Annotated in this window: 24 protein-coding genes; 10 read left to right on the top strand and 14 right to left on the bottom strand. The window is 72.5% G+C overall.

Features of this window, described 5'->3' with window-relative positions; genetic code table 11:
• Positions 1–925: GMC family oxidoreductase N-terminal domain-containing protein (locus AAC134_RS17640; RefSeq protein ID WP_339950440.1), on the bottom strand; the 925-nt coding region annotated here is incomplete at its 3' end.
• Positions 926–1,014: 89 nt separating this feature from the next.
• Entirely contained in the window at positions 1,015–1,917 is a 903-nt protein-coding gene (locus AAC134_RS17635) for a cyclase family protein (RefSeq protein WP_339950439.1), read from the bottom strand.
• A gap of 160 nt (positions 1,918–2,077) precedes the next feature.
• Between AAC134_RS17635 and AAC134_RS17630 the strand changes: the two genes are divergently transcribed.
• The 4 genes from AAC134_RS17630 (at position 2,078) to AAC134_RS17615 (ending at position 7,482) form a co-directional block, all read left to right on the top strand.
• Entirely contained in the window at positions 2,078–2,407 is a 330-nt protein-coding gene (locus tag AAC134_RS17630; RefSeq protein ID WP_339950438.1) for a hypothetical protein, read from the top strand.
• A gap of 394 nt (positions 2,408–2,801) precedes the next feature.
• Positions 2,802–3,920, top strand: a complete 1,119-nt coding sequence (locus AAC134_RS17625; RefSeq protein WP_339950437.1) for a siderophore-interacting protein — start codon at positions 2,802–2,804, stop codon at positions 3,918–3,920.
• Positions 3,921–4,093: 173 nt separating this feature from the next.
• Positions 4,094–6,241, top strand: coding sequence for a TonB-dependent siderophore receptor (locus AAC134_RS17620; RefSeq protein WP_339950436.1), 2,148 nt, complete (start codon positions 4,094–4,096; stop codon positions 6,239–6,241).
• The gene (locus AAC134_RS17615; protein ID WP_339950435.1) at positions 6,241–7,482 is read left to right on the top strand and encodes an MFS transporter; all 1,242 of its coding nucleotides are present in this window, start codon (positions 6,241–6,243) and stop codon (positions 7,480–7,482) included. The genes AAC134_RS17620 and AAC134_RS17615 overlap by 1 nt, the downstream gene beginning before the upstream one ends.
• An 81-nt stretch (positions 7,483–7,563) precedes the next feature.
• Here the strand turns inward: AAC134_RS17615 and AAC134_RS17610 are convergent, their stop codons facing one another.
• Genes AAC134_RS17610 through AAC134_RS17590 form a run of 5 tightly spaced genes read right to left on the bottom strand, consistent with a single transcriptional unit; the run spans position 7,564 to position 12,193 of the window.
• Positions 7,564–8,217 carry an aspartate/glutamate racemase family protein gene (locus AAC134_RS17610; protein ID WP_339950434.1) on the bottom strand — a complete coding sequence of 218 codons (654 nt, stop codon included), beginning with the start codon at positions 8,215–8,217 and terminating at the stop codon, positions 7,564–7,566.
• Positions 8,214–9,674 (bottom strand): dihydropyrimidinase, encoded by a 1,461-nt coding sequence (gene hydA / locus AAC134_RS17605; RefSeq protein ID WP_339950433.1) that lies wholly within the window; start codon positions 9,672–9,674, stop codon positions 8,214–8,216. The genes AAC134_RS17610 and hydA overlap by 4 nt, the downstream gene beginning before the upstream one ends.
• On the bottom strand, positions 9,671–10,618 hold the full coding sequence (locus AAC134_RS17600) for a dihydrodipicolinate synthase family protein (RefSeq protein WP_339950432.1): 948 nt from the start codon (positions 10,616–10,618) through the stop codon (positions 9,671–9,673). Before AAC134_RS17600 ends, hydA begins: the two co-directional genes overlap by 4 nt.
• 13 nt (positions 10,619–10,631) lie before the next feature.
• Positions 10,632–11,249: a flavin reductase family protein gene (locus AAC134_RS17595; RefSeq protein ID WP_339950431.1), complete on the bottom strand. Its 618-nt coding sequence runs from the start codon at positions 11,247–11,249 to the stop codon at positions 10,632–10,634.
• Positions 11,250–11,266: 17 nt separating this feature from the next.
• Positions 11,267–12,193, bottom strand: coding sequence for an N-carbamoyl-D-amino-acid hydrolase (locus AAC134_RS17590; protein WP_339950430.1), 927 nt, complete (start codon positions 12,191–12,193; stop codon positions 11,267–11,269).
• A 231-nt stretch (positions 12,194–12,424) separates the two neighbouring features.
• On the opposite strand from AAC134_RS17590, the gene AAC134_RS17585 reads away from it, so the two are divergent.
• The 3 genes from AAC134_RS17585 to AAC134_RS17575 all read left to right on the top strand — a co-directional run bounded on the left by AAC134_RS17585 (position 12,425) and on the right by AAC134_RS17575 (position 15,189).
• Complete coding sequence (locus AAC134_RS17585; protein ID WP_339950429.1) at positions 12,425–13,135, top strand: CDP-alcohol phosphatidyltransferase family protein; 711 nt, start codon at positions 12,425–12,427, stop codon at positions 13,133–13,135.
• Positions 13,136–13,146: 11 nt separating this feature from the next.
• Positions 13,147–13,926: a 23S rRNA (adenine(2030)-N(6))-methyltransferase RlmJ gene (gene rlmJ / locus AAC134_RS17580; protein WP_339950428.1), complete on the top strand. Its 780-nt coding sequence runs from the start codon at positions 13,147–13,149 to the stop codon at positions 13,924–13,926.
• Positions 13,927–14,010: 84 nt separating this feature from the next.
• A complete protein-coding gene (locus AAC134_RS17575) occupies positions 14,011–15,189 on the top strand; it encodes an NAD(P)/FAD-dependent oxidoreductase (protein WP_339950427.1) in 1,179 nt (392 codons plus the stop codon).
• A gap of 53 nt (positions 15,190–15,242) precedes the next feature.
• Here the strand turns inward: AAC134_RS17575 and AAC134_RS17570 are convergent, their stop codons facing one another.
• The 6 genes from AAC134_RS17570 to AAC134_RS17545 form a co-directional block, all read right to left on the bottom strand.
• Positions 15,243–15,512 (bottom strand): DksA/TraR family C4-type zinc finger protein, encoded by a 270-nt coding sequence (locus AAC134_RS17570; RefSeq protein ID WP_339950426.1) that lies wholly within the window; start codon positions 15,510–15,512, stop codon positions 15,243–15,245.
• A gap of 188 nt (positions 15,513–15,700) precedes the next feature.
• Positions 15,701–16,894, bottom strand: a complete 1,194-nt coding sequence (locus AAC134_RS17565) for an ABC transporter substrate-binding protein (RefSeq protein WP_339950425.1) — start codon at positions 16,892–16,894, stop codon at positions 15,701–15,703.
• A gap of 32 nt (positions 16,895–16,926) precedes the next feature.
• A complete protein-coding gene (locus AAC134_RS17560; protein WP_339950424.1) occupies positions 16,927–17,652 on the bottom strand; it encodes an ABC transporter ATP-binding protein in 726 nt (241 codons plus the stop codon).
• Complete coding sequence (locus AAC134_RS17555; RefSeq protein WP_339950423.1) at positions 17,645–18,430, bottom strand: ABC transporter ATP-binding protein; 786 nt, start codon at positions 18,428–18,430, stop codon at positions 17,645–17,647. Before AAC134_RS17555 ends, AAC134_RS17560 begins: the two co-directional genes overlap by 8 nt.
• Positions 18,427–19,356 carry a branched-chain amino acid ABC transporter permease gene (locus AAC134_RS17550; RefSeq protein ID WP_339950422.1) on the bottom strand — a complete coding sequence of 310 codons (930 nt, stop codon included), beginning with the start codon at positions 19,354–19,356 and terminating at the stop codon, positions 18,427–18,429. The genes AAC134_RS17555 and AAC134_RS17550 overlap by 4 nt, the downstream gene beginning before the upstream one ends.
• The gene (locus tag AAC134_RS17545; protein WP_339950421.1) at positions 19,356–20,273 is read right to left on the bottom strand and encodes a branched-chain amino acid ABC transporter permease; all 918 of its coding nucleotides are present in this window, start codon (positions 20,271–20,273) and stop codon (positions 19,356–19,358) included. Before AAC134_RS17545 ends, AAC134_RS17550 begins: the two co-directional genes overlap by 1 nt.
• Before the next feature lie 589 nt (positions 20,274–20,862).
• Between AAC134_RS17545 and AAC134_RS17540 the strand changes: the two genes are divergently transcribed.
• Genes AAC134_RS17540 through AAC134_RS17530 form a run of 3 tightly spaced genes read left to right on the top strand, consistent with a single transcriptional unit; the run spans position 20,863 to position 23,464 of the window.
• Positions 20,863–21,774 carry a polysaccharide deacetylase family protein gene (locus AAC134_RS17540; protein WP_339950420.1) on the top strand — a complete coding sequence of 304 codons (912 nt, stop codon included), beginning with the start codon at positions 20,863–20,865 and terminating at the stop codon, positions 21,772–21,774.
• Between the two features lie 41 nt (positions 21,775–21,815).
• Positions 21,816–22,688 (top strand): MBL fold metallo-hydrolase, encoded by an 873-nt coding sequence (locus tag AAC134_RS17535; protein ID WP_339950419.1) that lies wholly within the window; start codon positions 21,816–21,818, stop codon positions 22,686–22,688.
• Positions 22,689–22,732: 44 nt separating this feature from the next.
• Entirely contained in the window at positions 22,733–23,464 is a 732-nt protein-coding gene (locus AAC134_RS17530) for an SDR family oxidoreductase (protein WP_339950418.1), read from the top strand.
• A gap of 154 nt (positions 23,465–23,618) precedes the next feature.
• Here AAC134_RS17530 and mprF read toward each other — a convergent pair whose 3' ends face one another.
• Entirely contained in the window at positions 23,619–26,261 is a 2,643-nt protein-coding gene (gene mprF / locus AAC134_RS17525) for a bifunctional lysylphosphatidylglycerol flippase/synthetase MprF (RefSeq protein WP_339950417.1), read from the bottom strand.
• Positions 26,262–26,283 lie beyond the last annotated feature (22 nt).

The following is a 26,283-nucleotide window of genomic DNA, read 5'->3' as shown; positions in this document are numbered from 1 at the left end:
CGGGGATCGGCGGCAGGCCGCCCGCCTCGACGCTCGCCAGAAGCAGGCGCAGGGTGTTCATCGTGCCGGCGGCCACCACCACGGTGCGGGCGCGCAGGCGGGTGCTGCGGCCGCGGCGCAGGTCGCGGGCCTCGACCTCGTAGCGGGCGTCGGGCTCGCCGGTGGCGCGGATCGTCTGGACTTCGGTGAGGTCGCGCACCTCAAGGCCCTTCTTCATCGCGGGGGCGAGGTAGCGGATGTCGAGGCTGGACTTGGCGCCCGAGGGCGAGCCCAGGAACCCGTTGTCGTTGGACCAGTAGTCGGATTCCCAGCGCTCGACCCCGTTCTCGTCGACGATCTTCTTGGGCGCGTTGGGGTCCTCGGGCAGCAGGAAACCGGTGCGCACGTCGACCTTGGGGATCGCGGGCTCGATGACCGGGTGGTTGTGGTAGCGCTCGCGCGAGGTGCCGGGGGGGCGGTTGTTCTCGCCGGGCTTGGTGGACTGGATCCGCTCGAGGAAAGCGGCGTTGTGGGGGGCCATGCTGTCTTCGGAGATGCCCTCCACATGCCCGTCCCAGTAGTCGGGCGCGGCGGGGCGGCGGTGGACGGCGGAGTAGACATGGCTGCCCCCGCCCACGCCCGAGGAGCAGATCACCTCCATCCCCGGCGACCAGAAGAACTCCAGCATGCCGCGCTTGTTGAGCGTCAGACGGCCGCCCGGCGTGCGCCCTCCGTTCAGGGTGCGCACCGCGCGGCGCAGCATCCCCAGCCCCCGCGGAAACGGCGCGCGCGACGCGATGCCCATCGAGCGGGTGGGGACCGTGTCCCACCACGGCCCGCGTTCGAGCAGCAGGGTGCGGGCCCCGGCCTCGGCGAGGCGGGCGGCGGTGATGGCGCCGCCGAAGCCGCTGCCGATCACGATGGCGTCCCAGATCGGCTCGCTCATCGTGCGCGGGCCCTGATCGGGGCGTCCTGGGGCTGGGGTCGCATGGGGGTCCTCCGGTGTCGCCGTCTGCGCGGCCTTGGGGGTGCGCCTCAGACCAGCGCCAGCGGGCGCAGGGGAGCGCCGGTGGCGCCGGCGAACTTGGGCGCGGCGGCGATGAAGCAGGCTTCGCGCACGCCGGCGCGGGCCAGCGCGTCGAGGGCCAGGTTCTCGATCAGGTGCACGCCCGCCTCGACCAGACAGTGCTGGTGGACGGGCATCAGGATGCGCGGGTGGTCGGTCCCCGGCAGGACCTCGACGGCCATGGTGTCGGCGCCGATGGCCACGACCCCGCGCGCGGTCAGCCAGCGGGCGGCCGCGAGATCGAGCCCCGGCTCCCCGGCCACATATCTGGCGTTGTCGGTCATGTAGAAGCGCGACCAGCCGGTGCGGATCAGCACGGCGTCGGCCTCGCGCGGTTCAAGGTCGCAGGCCCCGCACCAGGCCTCCAGGTCGGCGACGCCGATCGCCCGCCCCGCGTCCAGGAACGCGCCGTCGTCAAGACTGGAAAAATCCATGACGAGGGCGCGGGTGACGATGGGGGGGATGTGCTCGGCGCCCAGCTCGGTCAGGCCGGAGTCGGCGACGACGGACTCGGCGCTGCGGCCGCCGAACATGCGGTCGCCGATGGTGAAATGGCCCAGCGCGTCGATATGGGTGCCCACGTGCAGGGTCATGCCCACGCGCTCGAGGTTCGAGCCGACCTCGTTCTCGACCCCCATCGCCCGCCGCGCCCGCAGGGTCGAGGCGGAGCGGGCCGAGAGGCTCATCACATAGGGCGTCTGGTTGGGCGGGATGCGCGGGGCGTCGGCCTGCACCGACTGGCCGAGGTCGATCACCCGCCCCTCGCGCACCAGCGACAGGGCGGCGAGCGTCGTCTGCGGGGTCAGCAGGCGGCAGGCGCCGAGGGTCTCTCCCCCCGGCCATTGCGAATGGTCGTGGACACAGGCGGTCACGCGGGTCTCCTCCCTGCGGTCGGTCACGGGCGTTGCGGCCTCTGGCGTCTTGCGCCAACCTTCCGGCCGGTCACTGTGCACGGGCCTCGGCCCGGCTTCAACCGTGACCGCAGGGGCGCCGGCGACAGACCGCGCCCTCAGACCCGGGAGGAGACCGACCATGATCATCGCGCTTGTGCAGATCGCGCGCAGCCCCAAGTCGCCGCCGGAGGCCGCCATCAAGGGCGGGCTCGCCTCGGCCCCGATCTATCGGGAGGTGAAGGGACTGCTCTCGAAGCACTACCTCAACGGCGAGGCGGGGGGCGGGGGCGTCTACATGTTCGACACCGCCGAGAACGCCCACGCCTGGTTCAACGAGGAATGGCCCGCCTGGATGGAGAGCCGTTTCGGAACCCGCCCCACGCTGACGATCTACGACTGCCACGTGGTGGTGGACAACGTCGCCGGAGAGGTCCGGGTGGACGGCGAGCCGGCCAAGGCGCCCGCCTGAGGTCGGCCGGGGGCGCGCCCCTCGGATCGCGCGAGGCCCCGGGTCAGGCCCGGGGCCCGCGCCGTTGCAACCGGCCGCCCCGGCCCGGTCCGGGGCGCGAGGATCGGCGCGCGCGGCGCGCCGGGCCTGACCCGGGGCCTCCGTCGGACGGCTGTGGCGGGAGGGCCGTCGCGCGAAGGCCGGGCGAGATCGGCGTCGCCGCCCAGGCGCGGGCGCAGGCGCCGGGCGGAGGCCGCAGGCCCCGCGGGGCGACGCCGCGTCGTCCCGGCAGGGCGCTTGACCCTCGCGGGATGCGGGTCTAACGGGGCCGCAGGGGCCTGTGCCAGCCTGTCGCCAGTCCGACGGTCCCGCGCGACGCCTCGCGCGCCCTGGCCGCCCCGATGTCCGAGACCCCATGACCGCCCCCCAGAACACTGGCCGCCTCGACGCTGGCCCCATCGACACTGGCCCCTTGGACGCTGGCCGCCTCGGCGCCGGCCCCCTCGCCGCCGGCGCCCATGCCGGCCTTGCCGATCCGCAGGACGCGCTGCGCCGCCTCGAAGCCCTGGCCCTGAGCTGGGAGCTGCAGGCCCGGCCGCTGGCCCCCTCGGGGCTGGCGCTGGCGGGCGAGGGCTGGAGCGTCGACATCCATCCCGCCCCCGGCGGCCTTTCACTGGCCGCAGAGGCGGGGGACGAAGCGATCCTGCGCGGCCTCAAGGAAATGACCGAGGCGATGCTCGCCGGCCTCTCGCCCGAGGCGGCCGAGCGGCTGCGCTGGTCGGACGGCGCGCGGCCCGGCGCGCCGGCGGCGGACTTCCGGGAATGGACCTGGATCGGCCGCCGCAACGTGCTGCCGGGGCTCGACCGGCTGGTCTTCGCCTGCCCGGACGCCGCGCGCTACGCCGCCGCGCCGATGCATGTGCGCCTGCTGGTCCCGCCCTGCGACGGCGCGGCGGCGGAGTGGCCCCGCCAGAAGGCCAACGGCGGGATCGCCTGGCCCTCGGGCGAGGCGGCGCTGGCGACCCGCGTCTACACCGTGCGCCGCGCCGATCCCGTCCGAGGAGAGATCGAGGTCGACGCGGTGGTCCATGGCGACGACCTGCTGGCGGGGTGGGCGGCGCGGGCGCGGCCGGGCTGGCGGCTGGGCGTGCTGGGCCCCTCGGGCGCGCCGCCGCCCGCCGACGGCCCGCTGCTGGCTGCGGCGGACCTCAGCGCCCTGCCCGCGCTGGCCCGCATCCTCGCAGCCGACCCCGCCCGCGAGGGGCTCGCCCTGGCCGCGGCCCCGCCCGAGGCCGCCCGATACCTCGCGCCCCCTTTGGGAGTGACCCTGCGCCTGGCGCCCCCCGAGACCGGCGCCGAGGCGCTGGCCGACCTGTTCCTCGAGGCGGCCGAGACCGCCCTCCCCGCCTGTTCCGCCCCCGCCCGCTGGTGGTTCGCCGCCGAGGCGGCGGGGGTGCGCCGCGTGCGCGCCCGGCTCGACGCGCTGAACGTCGACCGGGCGCGGCGCGACTGCGTCGCCTACTGGCGCGCCTGACCCATCCTGCAAGGCCCGCGGCCGCCTGAGGCGACCGCCGGGACCCAGCCTCCGGACACCTGCCGCCGCGCGCGGCGACCTGTCCCGCGCCGTCGCGCGGGACGAACCGACGAGATCCGTCGGGCGCCCGCTCCATGGAGCGGGCGCCCGGCGTCGAGACAGAGGGACCAGAGATGACCGCACCTTGCCCCCCCGGCGCCGCCGCCCCCGACCTCCGCCGCGCGAAGACCGCAGCCCTCCGGCGCGCGCTTGCCCACGGCGGCGCGCCGCTGGCGCTGGCCGCAGCGCTTGCCGGCCCCGCCGCGGCGCAGGGCGCCGAGCCGGTTCAGCTGAGCCCGATCATGGTCGAATCCGAGTCCGACACCACCCTCGTCCAGGACGGGTATGTCGCGCAGGAGGGGCGCCAGGCGACCAAGGTCGACACCCCGATCCGGCTGATCCCGCAGGCGGTCTCGGTGGTCACCCAGGACCAGATGGAGGACCAGAAGCCGCGCACGGTGCTCGACGCGCTGGCCTACACCGCGGGCGCCAACATCAACGCCTTCGGCTATGACAGCCGCTACGACGCCTATTACATCCGCGGCTTCCCCGCCTATTACACCGGCATGTTCCGCGACGGGCTGCGCCTCTACAACGGGCCCTCGGCCTGGTTCCGCAACGATCCCTGGACGCTGGAGGGGATCGCGGTGCTCAAGGGGCCGTCCTCGTCGCTCTACGGCGTCTCGGGGCCGGGCGGGATCGTCAACATGGTCACCAAGCGCCCCAAGGACGAGGCGTTCCGCGAGGTCGAGGTGCTGGCCGGGACCGACGACCGCTATCAGGGCGCCTTCGACGTGACCGGGCCGGTTCCGGGCTCCGAGACCCTGAGCTACCGCCTCACCGGTCTTGCGCGGACGGCCGAGACCGAACTGGTCGGCTATCCCGACGACCGCCTGCTGATCGCCCCGGCCCTGAGCTGGGAGATCACCTCCGACACCACGCTGACCCTGCTGGGGGAATACGGCGAGTCCACCACCGGGGGCACGGCTGGCTACTACAACTCCAGCTACGGGGTCGCCTCGCGCATCCCCTCGGCGGATCCCGCCTACAACGACTTCGAGCAGAGCCAGTGGCGGCTGGGCTGGGAGCTGGAGCATGAGCTGACCGAGCAGGTGACCCTGCGCCAGAAGGCCCGCTATGCCAACGTGGACGCGGATCTCGAGTATTCGGGCCTCTACGCCACCGCGACGCCGGCGCTGGCGCGCTACTGGGGGCACTACACCGAGGAGATGTCCCAGTTCACGATCGACAACCAGGCGCAGGTCGAGCTGGCGACCGGGCCCGTCGACCACACCCTGCTGGCGGGGATCGACTACACCTGGGCGGAGTATGACGCGGGTTCGCTGGTCGACTATGTCTCGATCGCCTCGACGAAGGCCACGCCGGTTCCCTATTCGGGCGGGCAGGATCAGGACCAGGTCGGCCTCTACCTGCACGACCAGGCGGTGTGGCGCGACCTGACGGTGTTCCTGTCGGGCCGCTGGGACCATGTCGAGACGACCTCCTACGACGCGGCCCGGGTGGGCACGGACACCACCGACGAGGCGTTCTCGGGCCGGATCGGGGTCAGCTACGACCTCGGGAACGGGCTGGCGCCCTATGCCAACCTCGCGACCTCGTTCTCGCCCAACATCGGGCTGGTCTATGAGCCGGTGAGCGCCGCGACCGGGACGCCCGCGAAGCCGACGACCGCGCTGCAGAAGGAGGTGGGGCTGAAATACGCGATCCCGGGGACCAACAGCCTGCTGTCGGCGGCGTTGTTCGACATCGAGCAGGAGGACGGGGTGGTCTTCGACGCCTCGACCGGGATCAACCGGCAGGTGCAGCGGGACCTGCGCTCGCAGGGGGTCGAGGTCGAGGCGGTGACCAGCTTCGAGAACGGGCTGGGGATCATCGCGAACTGGACCCACCTGCGCATGAAGATCGAGGAGGGCGCGGCGGGGACCGCGGACAACGAGCTCTCGGCGACGCCCAACGACGTGGCCTCGGTCTGGGTGCACTATGCGCCGCCCTCAGGGGCGCTGAAGGGCTTCGGGTTCGGGGCCGGCGTGCGCTACATCGGCGACAGCTGGGGCGACGACGCCAACACGTTCCGCAACGAGGACCGGGTCTTCGTGGACCTCGCGCTCAGCTACGACCTGGGCGAGCTGGGGGTCGAGGGCGCGCAGGCGCAGCTCAACGTGCGCAACCTGTTCGATTCGACCGACCAGACCTGCTCGGCCGGATATTGCTATTTTGACGAGGGCATGAACGCGACCCTCGCCCTGCGCTACCGCTTCTGATGCGCGCGGAGCCGGAGACCGGAGGGGGCGCCGCAGCGCCCTTTCCCGCGCCCTCGCCCTGGGGGGTGACGCTCGCCATCGGCGGGCTCTACGTGGCGCAAAGCGTGATCGGCGGGCTGACCTGGAGCGGTCTGCCCGCCGTGCTGCGCGCGCAGGGGCTGCCGCTGGAGCATGTGGGGCTGTTGTCGCTGCTGGTGGCGCCCTGGGCGCTGAAGGTCCTGTGGGCGCCCGCGGTGGAGCGGTTCCGCCTGCCCGCGGGACGGCCGGCGCGCTCGGGCGCGGTGGTGCTGATCGGGGGCGGAGCGGCGGTGGCGGGGCTGGCGGCGGTGGGGCTGATCGGGCCGACGCCGCTTCTGGCCACGCTGGCCGCGCTGATGGCGGTGGCCTTCGCCACGGCGACGGTGGACATCGCGGTGGACGGCTACGCCGTGCAGACCCTGCGCGAGCGGGAGCTCGGCTGGGGCAACGCCGCCCAGGTCGGGGGCGCCTATCTTGGCCACGCGCTGGGGGCGGGCGCGTTCCTCGCCGCCGTGGGCTGGTTCGGCTGGGGGCCGGCGGTGGGGCTGGCGGCGGGCGCCGTGGCGCTGCTCGCCGTCCCCTTCCTGATGCGCGCGCGCCGCGGAGAGCCCGTGGGCGCGCCGGGCCCCCGCCCCTCGCTGCGCGCGGCGCTGGCGCGGCCCGAGATCCGGCGCGGGCTGGTGCTGGCCGCGATCCACGTCGCCGCGCAGAAGACCGCGATGGGGCTGCTGGGGCCGTTCTTCATCGACCAGGGCTGGTCGCTGGCGCAGGTGGGGCTGCTGAACGGGGCGGGCTCGCTGGCGCTGGGGATCGTGGGCGCAGGGCTCGGGGGCGGACTGGTGCGGCGGCTGGGGATGCGGCGCGTGCTGATCGGCGCGGCCGGGGTTCAGGCCTGCGTGCTGGCGCTGATCGGGCTGCACGCGGCGACCGGGGCGCTGCCGACGGCGGCGCTGATCGCGCTGGCGCTGACCGGCGGCTCGCTGGTGATGGCGGTGGGGTTCGTGGCGCTCTACGCCCAGTTCATGCGCTGGTCGGACCCGCGCCAGGCTGGCGTCGACTTCACCCTGTTCCAGAGCGCGGACGCCGCCGTGTCGATGCTGACCGGGCTCGCGGCCGGGGCGCTGGCGGGGGCGCTGGGCTACGCGGTCTTCTTCTCGATCGCCGCCGGGCTGGCGCTGGCGGCCGTGCCGGCGCTGCTGTGGGCGACGCGGGCGGCGCGCTGAAGTCCCGTCCGGCCCGCCCTGCCCGCGGGCGGCCCCGGGTCAGGCCCGGGGCGCGTCGCCCGCGCGGCGGGCGGGTCGCGCTCAGACCAGGGCCTGGGCCAGCGCCATGCCGGTGGCGGCCTGCACCGGGTCGATGACCGGGACGCCCAGCGCCTGTTCCAGGCCTGCGCGGTGGCCGGCCATGCCGGCGCAGCCCAGCAGGATCGCCCCGGCGCCGTCCGCCTTCAGCGCCTCGCCGACCTCGACGATGCGGGGGAAGGAGCCGGGCGCATGGCTCTCGGCGACCGACATGTTCAGGGGCCGCACGTTGGCGAGGCGCCCCAGCACGCCCATGCGGCGCATGTAGGGGCGGTGGCGCAGGATCGATTTCGGGGAAAGCGCGATCGAGCCGAACAGGTCCGCCCGCGCCATCGCCGTCAGCACGCCCGATTCCTGGATGCCGTAGACGGGACAGGACGCGACCGAGCGGCAGACCTCCAGCCCCGGGTCCGAGTAGCAGGCGATGACGAAGGCCGACGCGTCGGTCCGCGCCCTCGCCATGCGGGCGAGCGGCATCACCACGCTGTCGCTGTCCTCCTGCGTCTCGACGCCGAAGGGGCCCTCGGTCAGGGTCACGCACTCGATCGCCGGACCGCCGGGAAGGGCGAAGTTCGCCAGCGCCGCGCGCATGCCCTCGGTCACCTCCTCGTTGGAGTTGGGGTTCACGACGACGATGGGGCCGAGGGGGCGGCTCATGGGGCGATCTCCGCGCCGAAGTTGCGGGCGGGGTCCAGTTCGGGGGCCTTGTAGCCGGGGCGCCCGGCGATCTCGGGCAGGCCGCGGGCGATGAAGGCGCCCGAGCCGCGCTCGGCCTTCAGCTCGCCGCCCTCGACGATGCGGCGGCCGCGGCTCAGCACCGTGACGGGCCAGCCGGTGAGGCTCATGCCCTCGAAAGGGGTGTAGTCCATGGCGTCGTGCTGGTCGGCGGCGGTGACGGTGCGGGTCAGCTCCGGGTCCCAGATGGCGATGTCGGCGTCGCCGCCGATGCAGATCGTGCCTTTCCTGGGATGCATCCCGTAGAGCCGGGCGGCGTTGGTCGCCGACAGGGCCACGAAGTCCTGCAGCGTGATGCGGCCGGCTTTCACCCCTTCCGAGAACAGCAGCGGCAGGCGCAGGGCGATGCCGGGCATGCCGTTGGCGATCTTCTTGAAGGGCGCCTCGGGGCCGTTCGAGAGCTTGCCGGTCTCGTCGAAGCGGTAGGGCGCGTGGTCGGAGGACCAGAGCGTGAAGGTGCCGGTCTGGAGGTGCTTCCACAGCGCCTCGCGGGTGCGGGCGTCGCGCACGGGCGGGGAGCACATGAACTTCGCGCCCTCCATGCCGGGGCGGTCGAGGTCGGACTTGTCGAGGAACAGGTATTGCGGGCAGGTCTCGGCCCAGACCTTGGCGCCCTCGGCGCGGGCGCGGCGGACGATCTCGGCGCCCTCGGGGGTCGAGACGTGGACGATGACCAGGGGGGCGTCGACCAGCTTGGCGAGGCAGATCGCGCGGTGGATCGCCTCCTCCTCCGCGAGCGCGGGGTGGGAGGGGGCGTGGTAGCGGGGCGCGGTGTGGCCGGCCTTCGTCAGCTGCTCGCCCATCCACTCGATCATGCCGTTGTTCTCGGCATGGACCATGGTGACGGCGCCGTGGGCCTTGGCGACGGCGAGGATGTCGAGGAACTGGCGGTCCTCGATCTTCATCAGCGGGTAGGTGATGAAGACCTTGAAGGAGGTGATGCCGCGGGCGAAGGCCGCCGGCAGCTCGTCCTTCAGGACGGCCTCGGTCGGGTCGGCGACGATCAGGTGGTAGCCGTAGTCGATCACCGAATTGGGCGCGGCGCGGCCGTCGTAGACGTCCAGCGTCTGCGTCACGCCCATGCCGCGGTGCTGGGCGGCGAAGGGCACGAAGGAGCTGTTCCCCCCGAAGGCCGCGGAGACCGAGCCGGTGTAGTAGTCGTCCGCGGTCATCACGCCCGCCGCGCTTTCCTGGGCGATGTGGCAGTGAGCCTCGATGCCGCCGGGCAGCACCAGTTTGCCGGAGGCGTCGATGGTGTCGGGCGCCGAGAGATCCTCGCCCATCGCCACGATGCGCCCGTCCCGCACGCCGATGTCGGCGGGGAACACGTCGGAGGCGGTCGCGACCGTCCCCCCCTTGATGACGAGATCCAGGGTCATGCGGCGAGCCTTCCTCCGGCGGCGGGGACCCGCGCCTCGGCGCGGGAGATCAGGCGGTCGAGCTCGGCGAGGTCGGCGGCGGTCAGCTTCGGGCCGGGCGCGCGGACCTTCGAGGACTTGATGGCCCCGCGACGGCGCAGCGTCTCCTTGCGGAGCGCGAGGCCGAGGCCGGGCTGCACCTCGTGGCGGACCAGCGGCAGCCAGGCGTCGAACAGGTCCTCGGCGGCGTCGGGCTTGCCCTCGGCGTGCAGGCGGACGACGTCGACCATCATCTCGGGGAAGGCGAAGCCGGTCATCGCGCCGTCGGCGCCGCGGGCAAGCTCCTGGCACAGGTGCAGGCCGCCGTTGCCGCACAGGATCGAGAGACGGGGGGTGGATTCGGTCCCCGAGCCCTCGCGCACGCGGGTCAGCTTGTTGAGCCCGGGGCAGTCCTCGTGTTTCAGCATCACGATCTGGGGGTGGCGGCGGGTCAGCTCGAGGATCGTGTCGGCCGAGACCTTTACCCCGGTCAGCTGCGGGTAGTCCTGGAAGCAGACGGGCACGTCCTCGCCCAGCATCTCGCAGGCCTGGGCGTAGTAGTTCAGCACCGATTCCTCGGTGGCTAGGCTGGGGATCGGGGCGATCATCACGCCCGCGGCGCCGGCCTCCATCGCCTCGCGACCAAGGCGGGCGAGGTTGTCGAGGCCGGGGGCCGAGACGCCCACGATGGTCCCGAAGCCCTCGGGCGCGCGGGCGAGGAAGCGGCGCATCACGCTCAGGCTCTCGTCGGCCGAGAGCTTGGCGGACTCGCCCATCACGCCGAGGATGGTCATGCCGTCGCAGCCGGCGGCGATGTAACTGTCCACCAGCGAATCCACGCTCTGGAGGTCGAGCGCGCCGTCCTCGGCGAAGGGGGTGGCGGCGATCACGTAGACGCCGGCGGTGCGGCGGTCGATCCGGGTCATGGCGGGTCTCCCTCTAGGCCTGTTCGGGCTTCGGCTGGGGGATCGGGTGGGGCTCGATCTCCTCGATACGACCGTAGCGATCCGCAAAGAGGCGCGCGATGGGGAAGTCGCCCTGCCAGTCGAAGCGCAGGGTTTCGGGGTCGATCAGCCCGTCGCGGGCCTGCAGGGCGACGGCCTCGCCGATCAGCAGCTCGCGGGTGGGGCCGAAGGTCAGGCCGGTGATCTTGCGGCACTCCAGCGCCACCGGGCAGTCGGCGAGCCGCGGAGGGGCGACCCTGGCCGACGGCGCGAGCTTGAGATCCAGCACGTCGGGCTCGCCGCGGTGGGCGGGATAGACGGCGGCGCTGTCGACCATGTCGCCAATCTGGGAGTGGGCGGGGATGTTCACCACGAATTCCCCGGTCTCGAGGATGTTGCGCGTGGTGTCCTTGGGCTCGCCCGCCTTGTGGCCGAGGCCCACGACGACCAGCGCGGGGTCCTCGCCGAAGACGTTGAAGAACGAGTAGGGGGCGGCGTTGACCGTGCCGTCCTTGCCGATGGTGGTGATCCAGGCCACGGGGCGCGGGATCACCGCGCCGCACATCAGCTTGTAGCGGAGCTTCGGGTCGAGCCCGTCGAAGTCGATCAGCATGTCAGTCTTCCAGCCTCTCAGGCCTGCGGAGGGGTGGCGCCGGTCTGGGCGGTGATCCGGCCATAGTGCTCGATCCGGCGGTGGCGGGCGAAGTCGAAGATCGTCTCCTTGCCGAAATTGCAGGCGTCCATGTCGGCCTCCGCCGTGATCAGCTCGTCGCCCTCGGTCTGGGCGCGGGCGACGACGAAGCCGTTGGGATCGACGATGATCGAGCCGCCCATCAGCGGGTGCCCGTCCTCGTCGCCGGCCTTGGCGACGGCCACCGCCCAGCAGGCGTTCTGGTAGGCGCCCGAGGTGATCGAAAGCTCGGAGTGATAGAGGCGCTTCTCCAGCCCCTCGTCGCCCATCTGGGAGTTCACCGAAGGGGTGTTGTAGCCCAGCACGACCAGCTCGACCCCCTGCAGGCCCATCACCCGCCAGGTCTCGGGCCAGCGGCGGTCGTTGCAGATGCACATGCCCATCACCGCGCCCTCGTTCCGCCAGACGGGAAAACCGAGGTCGCCGGGTTCGAAATAGCGTTTCTCGAGGTGCTGGTGGGTCCGCTCCGGGTCGTATTCGACGTGGCCCGGCAGGTGGACCTTGCGATATTTCCCCACGATGGCGCCCGCCCGGTCGGTCAGGATCGAGGTGTTGAAGCGCCGCCCCTCGGGCGTCCGCTCGGCATAGCCGAAGCTGATCGCGACGCCGTGGGCCTTCGCCCGGTCGAACAGGGCCTGGGTGGCCGGGCCGGGCATCGCGTCCTCGTAGAACGAGGGGATGTCGGCCTCATGCTCCTTCCAGCGGGGGAAGAAGGTGGTCAGGGCGAGCTCGGGGAACACCACCAGCCCGCAGCCCTCGGCGGCCGCCTGGTCTAGCAGCGCGATCATCCGCGCGACCACCGCCTCGCGCCCGTCGGCCTTCTGGATGGGGCCCATCTGGGCGCCCCCGATCTTGATGACGCGCATGCGTCCCCTCCGCTGGAGCGGGGCCGCGCCTGGCGCCGCAGACCGCGCCCGAGGCCCGGGGGCAGGCGCGGCCGGGCGGGGGGCTCCCGGTGAGAATGGTCCGGACAAGACCCTAGCCAGCCTCGCGGGGCGCGTCGATGTCGTGAACGCCGCGGGGGGCGCGGCACCCTACAAAACGCCGCGGGGGGCGCGGCGCCTTACAAATCGCGCTCGGTGCAGTATACGGGAGGGATGACCACATCGTCCCTCAGAGCGCTCTCGGTCCATCTTCTCACCGCCACGGGGGCGGTGTTCGCCATGCTCGCCCTGCTGGCGGCGGTGGACGAGAAGTGGAACCTGATGTTCCTGTGGCTGGTGGTGGCCTTCGCGGTGGACGGAATCGACGGGCCGCTGGCGCGGAAGTACGACGTGCGCACCCATGCGCCGCATATCGACGGCGCGGTGCTGGACCTGATCATCGACTACCTGACCTATGTGTTCATTCCCGCCTACGCGCTGTTCCAGTCCGGGATCCTTCCCGGGGTCTGGGCCTGGGTGGCGCTGCTGGGGATCACGTTCTCCAGCGGGCTCTACTTTGCGGGCAGCTGGATGAAGACGGGGGACAAGAGCTTTCTGGGCTTCCCCGGCTGCTGGAACATGGTCGTGCTGGTGCTGTTCGCCACCACCCCCTCGACCGGGGTGATCATGGCGGTGATCACGGTGCTGGCCGCGGCGATGTTCGCGCCGCTGAAGTTCATCCACCCGGTGCGCACGGTGCGCTGGCGCAAGGTCTCGCTGCCCGCGGCGATCCTGTGGACGGTGTTCGGCTGCTGGGCGGCGCTGGCGCATTTCGACCCGGGCCTGTTCGTGCAGGCCGGCGTGGTGATCACCAGCCTCTACCTTCTGGGCGCGGGCATGGCCCAACAGGTCGGCGACGCCCTGCGCCGCCGCGGCGCGGTCTGACCGGGGCGCGCATGCTCTCCTACCAGCACGCCTACCACGCCGGGAACGCGGCCGACGTGCACAAGCACGCGCTGCTGGCGCTGGCGCTCGACTACATGGCGCGCAAGCCCAAGCCCCTGACCTATTTCGAGACGCACGCCGGCCGGGCGCTCTACAACCTTTCGGGCGCCGAGGCGCGCAAGACCGGCGAGGCCGCAGCCGGCATCGCCCGGATGGAGGGGTGGTTCGCGCCAGACCACCCCTATGCGCGCGCCCTCTCCGAGGCCCGCGCCCAGGGCGGCCCGGACGCCTATCCCGGCTCCCCCCTCGTGGCGCGCGCCCAACTGCGCGGCGACGACCGCATCGTGCTGGCCGAGCGTCACCCCCAGGAGGTTGCGGCCCTGCGCGACGCCCTGCCCGTCGCCGAGATCCACGACGCCGACGGCCCTGCGCTCGCCCTCTCGCTGACCCCGCCCGATCCGCGGCGGGGCTTCCTGCTGGTCGATCCCTCCTACGAGGTGAAGACCGAGTGGTCGGCGATCCCCACGCTGATCGCACAGGTCCGCCGCAAGTGGCCGGTCGGCGTGCTGATGCTGTGGTATCCGCTGCTCGCCTCGGGCGCCCACCGGGAGCTGACGGGCAAGCTCGAGGCCATGGGCCCCGAGGGGACGGCCCGCTCCGAGGTCCGCTTCCCCCCCGCCCGCGAGGGCCACGGGATGATCGGCAGCGGCCTGTGGGTGGCCAACCCGCCCTGGGGCTGGGACGAGGCCGCGCGCGCGCTGGAGCTGCGCTTCGCCCTGCTGAGGGGCTGACCCCGGCCCGGCGTTGCAGGGCGGGGGCGGACGGGCTAGAGGGGGCGCCTTCGCCCCGCCCGCCCTCGCACCCGGAAGACCGTCATGGATTACGACGCGATCGTGCTGGGGGCCGGGGGCGCGGGGCTGATGACGGCGCTGAGCGCGGGCCAGGCTGGCGCCCGGGTGCTGGTGCTCGATCACGCCGAGGCGGCCGGCAAGAAGATCCTGATCTCCGGCGGCGGGCGCTGCAACTTCACCAATCTGGGCGTCGAGCCGGGCTGCTTCCTTTCGTCGAACCCGCATTTCGCCAAGTCGGCGCTCAGCCGCTACACGCAGTGGGATTTTCTCGATCTCGTGCAGCGCCACGGCATCGCCTGGCACGAGAAGACGCTGGGCCAGCTGTTCTGCGACGGCTCGGCCCGGCAGATCGTGGCGATGCTGCTCGAGGAATGCGCGCGCGGCGGGGTCGAGATCCGGCTCGGGACGGCGCTGGGCGAGATCGGACACGCCGACGGCCGGTTCCGCGTCGCGGGCGCCTCGGCGCCGCGGCTGGCGATCGCCACCGGCGGCCCCTCGATCCCCAAGATGGGCGCGAGCGGGATCGCCTATGACATCGCCCGGCGCTTCGGGCTGAAGGTCGTCCAGCCGCGCCCGGCGCTGGTCCCCTTCACGCTGGGAGAGGCCGACGCCGACCTGCGCGCGATCAGCGGGGTCGCCTTTCCCGCCGTCGCCCGGGCGGGGGGCGTCTCGTTCGAGGAGGCGGCGCTGTTCACCCATCGCGGGCTGTCGGGGCCCTCGATCCTGCAGGTCTCGTCCTACTGGTCGCCGGGCGAAACGGTGGGCCTGCGCATCCTCCCCGACGCTGCCGCCAAGCTTCGCGAGGCCAAGCGGCGCGCGCCCCGCGCCCACCTGAAGGCCGCGCTGGCCGAGCACCTGCCCCGGCGCCTGGCCGACGCGCTCGCCGCCCGGCTGGCCCTGGGCCAGGAGCTGGGCAACACGCCCGACGCGACGCTCGACGCGCTGGGCGAGCGGCTGGAGGACATGGAGTTCCGCCCCACCGGCACCGAGGGTTTCGCCAAGGCCGAGGTGACGGCGGGGGGCATCGACACCGCCGGCCTGTCCTCGAAGACGATGGAGGCCAGGCGCGTCCCCGGCCTTTACGCCATCGGCGAGGCGGTGGACGTCACCGGCTGGCTGGGGGGCTACAACTTCCAGTGGGCCTGGGCCTCGGGCGCCGCGGCGGGCCGGGCCATCGCCGAGGCGACGGCCGGCGCCCGCTGAGACGCCCGCGCCGACGCCCGGGAACAGCCCGGGACGCCGTCCGCAGAGACGGGCTACTTGAGCTGGCTGTCCTTGGAACCGCGACGGTTGATGCCGCCGCGCGCGACGGGCGCGCGGTCGCGGTCGCGCTGACACTCGATGCACAGCCGCACGCCGGGAATCGCGGCGCGGCGGGCCTCGGGGATCGGCTCCTCGCACTCGGCGCAATGGCTCAGGCTCTCGCCCCGGGGGGCGCCCGCCGCGCGCAGGCGCAGGAGTTCGTCCTCGATCGAGGCCTCGATCTGTTCGTTCACCGCGCCGTCGCGCGACCAGCCGCCAGCCATGTGCAGGTCCTCCTGCCCCCAATGTAGGGGCGGAGCGGCCCTCAGGCCAGATGCGCGACGAGCCGCGAGGCGATCGGGAAACCGGCCACGGTCGAGCGGAGCGGCGCCGCCTCCGGGACGAGAGACGCCGGCCGCGGGGGCGGCCGGCGCGAGGCGCGGCGGGCGGCGCGCGGCCGCCCGGGCTGCGATCACTCGCAGCTGTCGGAGGGGGCCTCGGCGAACTTGGTCCAGGCGCCGTCCTTGATCTCGATGACATAGCCGGGCAGCTCGGCGTCGTGGTTGGCGTCAAAGCAGACGTTGTCGCCGACGATGCCGTTGAACACCACGCCGTCCATCGCGGCCAGGATCGCGTTGCGCTCCTCCTCGACCTTGGCCGGGTCGCCGGTGACGCCGGCGGCCTCCATCACCTGCTTGAGCAGGTAGACCCCGTCATAGGCCTGCGCGTCGGAGTGGTGGGCGCCCAGCTTGTGGATGCCGTTCGCGTCCAGCCGCTCCAGCAGCTTGGCGTCGAAGGCGGCGGACTGCTCGGTGCGGCCCTTCCAGAAGCCGGCCACGACCATGGTGCCGTTGCCCTCGGGGCCGAACAGCTCGACGATCAGCGGGTCGGCGAAGATCTGGGAGCCGATGATCCGGCCCTCGTAGCCCTGGCGACGCAGCTCCTTGATCACCTTGGAGGCGGACTCGGGCAGGCCCGCGACCGCGACGAGGTCGGGGTTCGAGGCCATCACCTGCGCGGCCTGGCCGGACATGTCGAAGGACTTGTACTGCACCGGGATCGGGTCGCCGACCTCGATGCCGGCCTCCTTCATCAGGGCGGGATAGAGCTCGGTGCCCGCGTTGGCCGAGACGACCTCGTCGGAGACATAGACGATCTCGGCCGAGCCCATCGGCAGGCCGGCCTTCTTCATCTCCGAGAGCAGGCGCGAGAACTGCTTGCTCTCGTCCTCGGTCAGCCGCCAGCCCCACTTGGAGCCCTCGACCAGGTTGGGGGCCGAGGCGGCCGTCGGGATCATCAGCACGCCGAACCGCTCGGCCATGGTCAGCGCCACCCGGGTCTCGCCCGAGGAGAACGGCCCGAGGATCGCCAGGACGTCCTCGTCCTGCACCAGCGTGCGCACGCCCACGGCGGCCTGCTTGGCGTCCGAGCCGGTGTCGAAGCGCACGATCTCGATCGGCTTGCCGTTGATGCCGCCGGCGTCGTTGATCTCCTCGACGGCGATGTCGAAGGCGTGGACGGCAGGCTCGCCCGGGCCCTTCAGGAAGCCGGTGGTGACGACGATGTTGCCGATCTTGATCGTGTCCTGGGCCAGCGCCGGGAGGGCGGCGAGGCTGAAGGCGGCGAGGCCGGCGGCCGCCGCGAGTGTCTTCGCGCGAAGCGTCATGTGATGGGTTCCCCTGTTGGTCGGTCTTGGTCTTATGCGGGCTCGGCGCCCAGGTAGGCCTCGGCCAGGGCGGCGTCGGCGGCGAGATCGGCGGCGGCGCCCTGCAGCGTCACCCGGCCGAGTTCGAGGACGTAGGCGCGCGAGGCGATCTCGAGCGCCATGTGGGTGTTCTGCTCGACCAGCAGGATCGAGAGCCCCTCGCCGTTCAGCTCCCGGATCAGGGAGAACAGCTTCTCGACGAACAGCGGCGAGAGGCCGAGTGAGGGCTCGTCGAGCATCATCAGCTTGGGCCGCCCGATCAGGGCGCGGCCGACGGCGAGCATCTGCTGCTCGCCCCCCGAGAGGACGCTCGCCTTCATGTCGCGACGCTCGGCGAGGTTGGGAAAGCGGTCGTAGACGGCGGCGATGTCGGTCTCGACGCCGTGATGGTCGCGGCGCAGGTGGCCGCCCATCAGCAGGTTCTCGTGCACGGTCATCGAGACGAAGATCTGGCGCCCCTCGGGCACCAGCATCATGCCCGCGCGCACCCGCTCGGCCGAGCCCGCGCCGGTCAGGTCGCGCCCCATGAACCGGATCGAGCCGCCCGAGGGTTTCACCGCCCCCTGCAGGGCGCGCAGGAGCGAGGTCTTGCCCGCCCCGTTGGCGCCCAGCACCGCGACGATCTCGCCCTCGCCGACGCTGATCGAGACGCCGCGCACCGCATGGGTGCGGCCGTAGGTGACGTCGAGGGCCTCGGTCTCCAGCCAGGTCTCAGCCATGGGCGGCCTCCTTTTCGCCGGCGTGGCGGGGGCCGAGATAGGCCTCCAGCACCTGCGGATCCTCGTTCACGCGCGAGACGGGCCCGTCGTAGATCTTGCGCCCGAAGTTCAGCACCACCGTCGAGGTGCACAGCGAACGCACCAGGCTCATGTCATGCTCGACCACCAGCAGCGTCACCCCGGTCTCGGCGATCTGCAGGAGGAAGTCGCGCAGGCTCGCGGTCTCGGAGGCGTTGAGGCCGGCGGCCGGCTCATCGAGCAGCAGCAGCTTGGGTTTCGCCGCCAGCGCCCGGACCACCTCGATCTTCTTGCGAATGCCGTAGGGGAGCGTCGCGACCACGTCGCCGGGGCGGGTGCGGATGTCCATCGAGGCGAGCAGATCCTCGGCCTCGCGATAGGCGGGCGAGCGGCCGAACGCGGTGACCGGGGCGAGGAAGTCCCGCCAGCCGCTGGCGCGCGACTGCTGGCCCAGCATCACGTTCTCGACCACCGAGAGGTGGGGCATCAGGCGGATGTTCTGGAAGCTGCGCGCCATGCCCAGCCCGATGCGGGCGCGCGAGGGGTAGGCGTCGATCACCTCCCCGTCGAGCGTCACGGTCCCCACGTCCTGCCGGTAGACCCCGGTCAGGAGGTTGAACATCGTGGTCTTGCCCGCCCCGTTCGGCCCGATCAGGGCGAGGCGGCCGCCTGCGGGCACCTCGAACGAGACCTCCGAGATCACGGCGAGGCCGCCGAAGCTTTTCGAAAGCGAGTCGACCTTGAGAAGCGGCTGGGTCATTCGGCGGCCTCCGCAGGACGGCCGGCGCGGGCCAGGTTCCCCGGACGCAGACGTTCGATCAGGGTGCGGGTGATCAGGCCTTCGGGGCGGAAGATCATCATCAGCACCGTGGCGACGCCCAGGATCACGAAGCGCCAGGATTCGTCGGGCGGGTTGGAGGCGCCCTCGAGACCCAGCGCCCCGAAGACGCCCTCCTTCAGCGCGGGCAGCGTGTCGCGCAGCGCCTCGGGCAGCAGGGTGAAGAAGGCCGCGCCGAACAGCGGCCCCCACGCCGTCTGCGCCCCGCCCAGCAGCACATAGAGCAGCACGTAGATCGACAGCGAGGCGTTGAAGACCTGGATTTCGACAAAGCTGAAGGCGTGCGCGTAGAGCGCGCCCGACAGGCCCGCCAGCGCGGCGCCGAGCGCGAAGGCGGTCACCCGGACCATGCGCACGTTCACGCCCATCAGGTCGGCCACCACCTCGTCGTCGTGGACCGAGCGGACCACGAGGCCGAAGCGGGTCGCCATCAGCCAGAACACCCCCAGCGCCACGATCACGGCGGCGATGGCGGGCACCTCCCAGTCGATGAAGGTGGGCACCGGCAGGCCGGTGGCGCCGCCCAGCGCGTCGGAGTTCAGGATCAGGCCGGCCACCACCTCGGCGAAGGCGAAAGTGCCCAACACGAGGTACACCCCCTTCAGCCGGAGGATCGGGAAGGCGATCGCAAAGCCGATGATCCCGGCCACGATCATGCCGGCCGCGATGGTCACCGCCAGCGGCTGGTCCATCTCCATCGCGAGGTAGGCGGCGGCATAGGCGCCCAGCGCCTGGAACCCCGCGCCGCCCAGGTTCAGCTGGCCCGTCGCCACGGCGAGGAAGATGCCGTAGGCGAAGATCACGTTGATCGAGAGGATCGTGATCAGGCCGATCCAGTAGCCGCTCATCACAGCTTCCCCTTGCCGATGGCGTGGTGGCCAAAGAGGCCCTGCGGACGCAGCAGCAGCGTGATCAGCAGCGCCCCCCAGACGGTCGCCTGCACCGTGTCGGCGCCGGCCCAGTGAATGGTCATCATCTCGATCAGCCCGATGATCACGCCGCCCGCGACGGCGCCCCACAGGCTGCCCAGACCGCCCACGACCATCCCCGCGATGGCCTTGGCGCCGATGTCCTCGCCCATCTGGGGGGAGACCTCGCCGTAGTTCACCGCAAACAGGGCCCCGGCGAGACCGCAGAGCATGCCGGTCAGCATGAACACCACCGGCACCACGCGCCGCGTCTCGATGCCCAGGATGCCGGCGGCGTCGGGGTTCTCGGCGATGGCGCGCAGCATGCGTCCGATGCGCGAGGAGCGCATCATCCACACCAGGCCCAGCACCAGCACGCCCACCACCGCCAGGCTGATCACCTGCGGCACGCGCAGGTGGATGCCCGCCAGCGTGAAGGTCAGGTCGGCCGAGGGCCCGGGGAAGCGCTGCGCGTCCGAGCCATGCTCGATCCGCACCAGGTTCTCGAGGATCAGCAGGAAGCCCAGCGAGGAGACCAGCGGGATCGCGTGCTCGGTCGAATCGCCGTAGCGGGTCTTGAGGTAGCGGAAGGTGAATCGCTCGACGATCAGCGAGGCGATCACCGCGGCCACGATGCCGCCGGCCAGCGCCAGCGGCCAGGGCAGCGGGCCCGAGAGGCCGAACGGCAGTCCCCAGGCGGCGAGCGACCAGCCCACCATCCCCGCCAGCATGAACAGCGTGGGGATGGTGAAGTTGAGGAAGTTGAGGATCGAGATGGTCAGGGTGAAGGCCACGGCCACGGTCACATAGACCGAGCCCAGCATCAGCCCGTTTGCGATCTGCTGGAGAAGGAGCATCAGGCCCGCGCCTCCCCGCCCGCGCGCAGGCGCGCCGGTCCGAGGGCCCGCAGGTCGCCGCGCCCGGCCGTTTCGCCCCGCCCAGCCGTTTCGCCCCGCCCAGCCGCCTCGCCCTGCCCAGTCGCCTCGCCCGTCAGGACCGGGTCGCGCGGCCAGCCGCGGCGGCCCGCCGCAGTCGCCGATGCGGTTCGTGTATACAAAATTGCGGCCCCCTGCCGGGGCGCGCGACCCTGGCCGCCCTGCCCGACCTGCGGCGCGCGCGCAACGGCCTCCTGTCGCGGCTCGCCTGCCGCCCGTCCCGCTCGGGACCCTGTTTTCGGCCGTATCCGCACCGTTTCGCCCTTTCCGCCGGCCTCATCCCGGCTTCTGCGTCGCCCGCCCCGGCGCCCTTCGCGTGTCCTGCCGCGCCGGAAGGCGATCGGGAGACGCGCGGGGAAACCCGGACATTCGCTGACAAGCGCAGTTGAAATGTCCTGACAACTTGTACACGGTGCGAACCGACCCTACCGGAGTCAAGCGAAACATTCGGCAGTTCGCCCCCAGGCGCCTACGGCGCGGGCGCCTGTCTTTGGGGAAGGAGCCCTGTCCCGTGCACTACGATTTCGTCCCCATCGCCCACCGCCAGCCCCTGAAATGGCCCAACGGCAAGCGTCTCGCGGTGATCCTGACCACCAACTTCGAATACTGGGACCCCGCGCGCGAGGACCCCAAGCCGTTCTACCCCGGCGGCCCCGGCATCGTGGGCGGCGAGCTCGCGGGCGACGTCTACGACAACCCCAACTGGACCTGGCGCGAGTATGGCCAGCGCGTCGGCGTCTGGCGGATGTTCGACGTGTTCGACGCCGAGGGCGTGCCCTCGTCGTGCACGATGAACGCCAAGATGGGGATCGAGCGGAAGGCCGTCGTCGACGCCGCCGTCGAGCGCGGCTGGGAGATCGTGGCCCACAACTACGTGCAGACCGACCTGCTGACCGATTTCCACAAGAACCCCGAGCGTGAGCGCGAGGTGATCCGCGAGACCCTGCGCATCTGCGAGGAGACCACCGGCAAGCGGCCCAGGGGGTGGCTGTCGTCCTCGCTGCGCTCCACCCCCAACACGGCCGATCTGCTGGCCGAGGAGGGGATGCTCTACTTCACCGACCTGCTGAACGACGACCAGCCCTACCTGATCCACACGAAATCGGGGAAGCCGCTGGTCTCGGTGTCGTATACCTCCGAGGTCAACGACTTCACCGTGTTCATGCGCCAGGGGCAGACCTGCGACGGCGGCTTCGCGGTGTTCAAGGAGGCGTTCGACTGGCTCTATGCCGAGTCCGAGCACTCGGGCCGGTTCCTCAACATCGGGCTGCATCCCCACGTGATCGGCCAGCCGTTCCGGATCCGGGCGCTGCGCGACTTCATCCGCTATGCCAAGCAGTTCGACGACGTCTGGTTCGCCACCCGCGAGGAGATCGCGACGTGGTATCTCGAGACCCACGCAAGCCACATCCCCCCGGCCTGAGCCCGCCCGACGGGCCGCCCCTGCGGAAGGAGACCCAAGACATGCTGACCCTCGGCGCCGCCACCATCGAGCGTATCGTGGACATGGACCCCTTCCGCCTGCCGCTGACGACGATCTTCCCCGACGCCTCGCTCGAGGCGCTGGAGGATGCGCGGGCGTGGCTCGAGCCGCATTCGCTCGACTACGCCGCCGCGCAGGTGCTGCTGGGGGTGCAGAGCCACCTCCTGCGCATCGGCGGGCTGACGATCCTGGTCGACACCTGCGTGGGGGAGTGCAAGCCGCGCCCCAAACGCCCCGACTGGCACGAGCGGCGCGACACCGGCTATCTCGACCGGCTGGCCGCGGCCGGCGTGCGTCCCGAGGAGGTCGACGTGGTGATGTGCACCCACCTGCACGCCGACCACGCCGGCTGGAACACCCGGCTCGAGAACGGCGCCTGGGTCCCCACCTTCCCCAACGCCCGCTACGTGATGGGGCGCGCCGAGCTCGACCACTGGACCGCCGAGGAGGCGCGCGCGCCGGGCGAGGCGAACCACGGGACCTTCGCCGATTCCGTCAAGCCGGTGGTCGAGGCCGGCCTCGCCGAGCCGGTGGACGAGGGCTTCGAGCTGACCGCGGGCCTGTCGCTGATCGCCCTGCCCGGTCACACGCCCGGGCAGATGGGCCTGTCGCTGAAGCATCCCGGCGGCACGGCGATCTTCTGCGGCGACGCCCTGCATTCGCCGGTGCAGCTGCGCAAGCCGGACTGGTCCTCGGCCTTCTGCAGCGATCCCCTCCAGGCCGCCCTGACCCGCCGCGCCATGCTCGAGCAGGCCGAGGGCGCGGGCGGCCTGATCCTGCCGGTGCATCTGCGCGGCGCGACGGGCTTTCGGCCCGAGCGCGTTGGCGACCACTGGCGCCCCGTCTATCTTTGAAAGGAGCCCCCCATGACCCGTATCTCCCGCGAAAGCCTGCTCCGATGAGCCGCGTCGCCGTGCTGGGCGGCGCCGGCGGCATCGGCCGGGCGCTGGTCGCCTCGTTGCTGGCGCAGGGCGACGAGGTCGTGGTGCTGGACCTGCCCGCCTCGCTCGAGGCGCATCCCCAGGACTGCCCGGGCGTCGACATCGACGTGACCTCGCAGCCCGCGGTCGCCGACGCCATGGCCGAACTGGCGCGGATCTGGCCCGAGGGGGTCGACGGGTTCGTCAACCTTGCGGGCTGGAACGCGGTGATCAAGCCGGTGGCCGAGATCCCCACCGAGCATTTCGACGAGGTGATCGAGGGCAACCTGCGCGGCCAGTGGATCGCGGCCAAGGCGATCCTGCCGCTGATGCGCGAGGGCGGCGCGATGGTGCTGATCTCGTCCGGTCTCGGCCAGTTCATCCGGCCGGGCTTCGGGCCCTACGCGATGTCCAAGGCGGGCGTGATCGCGCTGACCAAGACCCTGGCGCTGGAATGCGCGCCGAAGCTGCGGGTGAACGCGGTGGGGCCGGCGGTGGTCGACACGGCGTTCATCCGCGGCGGGGCCGGACGCTCGGACGAGAGCGCGGACTCGATCGTCGATCTCGACTTCCACAAGCGGGTGACGCCGATGGGGCGCGTCGCGACCCCCGAGGATATCGCCGGGCCGATCCGCTTCCTGCTTGGCGCCGACAGCGGCTTCATGACCGGCCAGGTGCTGTGGGTGAACGGCGGCGCCTACATGCCCTGACGGGCGGCCCGGGACGAGCCTCGCCGAAGCGGGGCTCGTCCCGGAGAGCGCATCGCGCGGCGCCAAGCATTCTGCGTCGCGCGCGGGGCGGGGGCGGAGGACGCTCCCGACTCACCCAAGAACAGGCGCTCCGCGAGGGGGTCGGGCGTTGCGCTCAGGGCGCGGCGCCCGGGGCCTCGGGGCGGTTGATCAGGCGGTTGGCGGCGAGCAGCGCGCGGGCCGGCGCGGCGCCGGGAGGGGCGGCGAGGTAGCGGGGGCGCCACTCGGGCTTGAGCCCCTCCTTGAAGCGGCGCAGGCCGGTGAAGCTGTAGGTCTTGGTGCCATGCTCGTAGAGGGCGTGGGCCAGCTTCTGCCAGGCCGGCGCGCCCGCGCGCGGGGTCAGGCCCGAGAGCGGGGCCATGGCAAGGTCCAGCCAGGCGACGCCTTCGGCCTTGAGCTCCTCGCACAGGCGAAGGAACAGATATTCCATGCACTTGGTGGGCACGTCATCGACGTGGCGCATCAGGTCGATGGCGGCCTCCTGGCCCTGCGCCGTCTCCATCAGCGTGACGAAGGCCACGATCTCGCCGGCGCGGCGGACCACGGCGACGCGGCCCCCGATCACCCAGTCGGGAGAGAAGGCGCCGAGCGAGAAGCCCTTCTCGCGGGCGCTGCGGGCCGCAAGCCAGGCGTCCGAGACCTCGGCCAGGCGCTCGATCTCGAGCGCGGCGGCCTCGGGCGAGAGGATCTCGAGCGCGAGCCCGTCGCGCTTGCCCAGGTTGACGACGCGACGGTGCGACTGGCGCCTGGACCCCTCGAGCGTGAAGGCCTCGAGATCGACGCGGGCCTGCTCGCCCATCTTCCAGAAGCTCAGCCCGGCCTCCGCATAGAGGGACAGCCGCTCGGGGCCCACCTGGTAGAAGGCGGGGGTGGCGCCGGCGGCGCGGGCGCTTTCGATGAACGACCAGATCAGCTCGGGCCACAGATGCTCGGGCCCGACGGGATCGTGCAGCGCGAGCCAGGCCGAGCCGCGGCGGGCGTACATGACGAACGCCTCGCCGTCGGCGGAGAAGTGCAGGCGCTTGTCGCCCGACAGCGCCAGACGCGCGGCCGCAACCGGCTGGGCGGCGACGATCTCGGCCGCACGCTCCAGCGCCTGGACGTCGGGGGCGTCGTCGCGCGGCAGGCGCAGGGCGGGCAGAAAGCCCAGCAGGGCGAAGGCGGCGGCGACGCCGGCGCGGGGGCCGACGCCAAGGCCCTGGTGCGCCTGCGCGGCCGCGAGCAGCGCCTGGGCGGCCTGCGCCTCGACCGACGACAGCCGCCAGGCCAGCGCGCCCACGGCGACCATCGCCAGCCCCGAGGCGAGGCCGCGGGCGCGGCGGGTGGCAAGGCTCGGCAGGCGCAGGCGGGTCGGGCGATGGAAGCGGGCGCGGAACAGGGCCAGCACGGCGGCCAGCGCCACGTGGGCCAGCGCCAGGATCGGGGCCGCCCCGGCCAGCGTCAGGGCCAGCCCCGCGGCCAGCGAGGCGGCGGCGGCCAGGCGCCAGGAGAGGTCGAGACCGCGGGCAAGCCCCTGCGCGCTCGCCACCAGCAGGGCGCCCGACAGGCCGGCGATGGCGAAAGCCGCCGAGGCCTCGGCCGAAGGGGCGCGCGCGAAGATCGACACGAGACCCAGCGCCATCGCGGCGACGGCCAGCGGACGGGGCGCGGCCTCGGCCGCCAGGCGCAGGGCGGCGGCGACGGGCGCGAGGCGGGCGAGGCGGCGCGCCTCGCCGACCGCCATCGCGACCAGCGCCGCGGCCAGCGGCAGCACATGGTAGACCAGCCGGTAGAGAACCAGCGCCGCGGCGGCGTCGGCGGGGTTGGTCGAGCGGGAGAGGCCGGCGAGGATCACGATCTCGAACACGCCGATGCCGGCGGGGGCGTGGGACATCACCCCCAGCGCCAGGGCCAGCGCATAGAGCGGCAGGAAGCCCGCGAAGTCGATCGAGCCGGCGGGCAGCAGCACCCACAGAACCAGGGCGGCGGCCACGGCCTCGGCCACGGTGACGCCGAGCTGGCGCAGCATCGCCAGTCGGAACCGCGCGGCGGGGAGGACGGCCTCCTCGGCGGGGGCGCCCTCGGCTCCCTCGGGCGAGGAGCCTGCGGACCCGGCCGGCCCGGCAAGGCGCGCGCCCCAGCGCCCGCAGGTGGCGAGCGCGAGGAGGGTCGCGGCCAGGATCGCCATCGCGCCCAGCGTGGCCGTCGAGGAGGCGACGCCCAGCATGGCGGCGGCGGGGGCCGGCGACCACAGCACGGCGGCGCCGGCGGTAAGCGCAAGGCCCATGCCGAACGAAAGGGTGCAGAAGGCGACGAGACGCAGGATCTCGCCCGCGCTCACGCCCATCGGGGCGTAGAAGCGCCAGCGCACGGCGGCGCCGGTGAGCGGCCCGAGGCCCGCAGTCTGGGCGACCGCGAAGGCCGCCGCGGCGCCCGGCGCGACCTTGCGCCAGGGGCGGGGCGCGCCCATCGCGGCAAAGCCTGTCCAGTCGTAGAAGGTCAGCGCGAGAAAGCTGAGGCCGGTGGCGCCCAGCGCCGCGGCAAGCCGCCAGTCGGGCGTCGCCTCGACCGCGCGCAGGACCTGGGCGCGATCGACGCCTTCGGCGATGCGGGCGAGGCCGGCGAAGGCCAGCGCCACGATGGCGAGCACGGTGACCACGGCGATCCGCCGCCGGTTGGATTTCAGCCAGGCGCGCAGCGTCGCCCCCCGGTCAGAAATCCGCGACATGATCCCGCCGACCGCGCTTTCGCGCGCCGGCGCCGCCCAGCGCTCGCCCATGATCCACCTCGATGTCCAGCCA

The organism is uncultured Albimonas sp., from assembly GCF_963977235.1.
Classification (GTDB): domain Bacteria; phylum Pseudomonadota; class Alphaproteobacteria; order Rhodobacterales; family Rhodobacteraceae; genus Albimonas.
The sequence above is the reverse complement of the archived record's forward strand: the minus strand, read 5'-3'. Positions and strand labels throughout refer to the sequence as shown.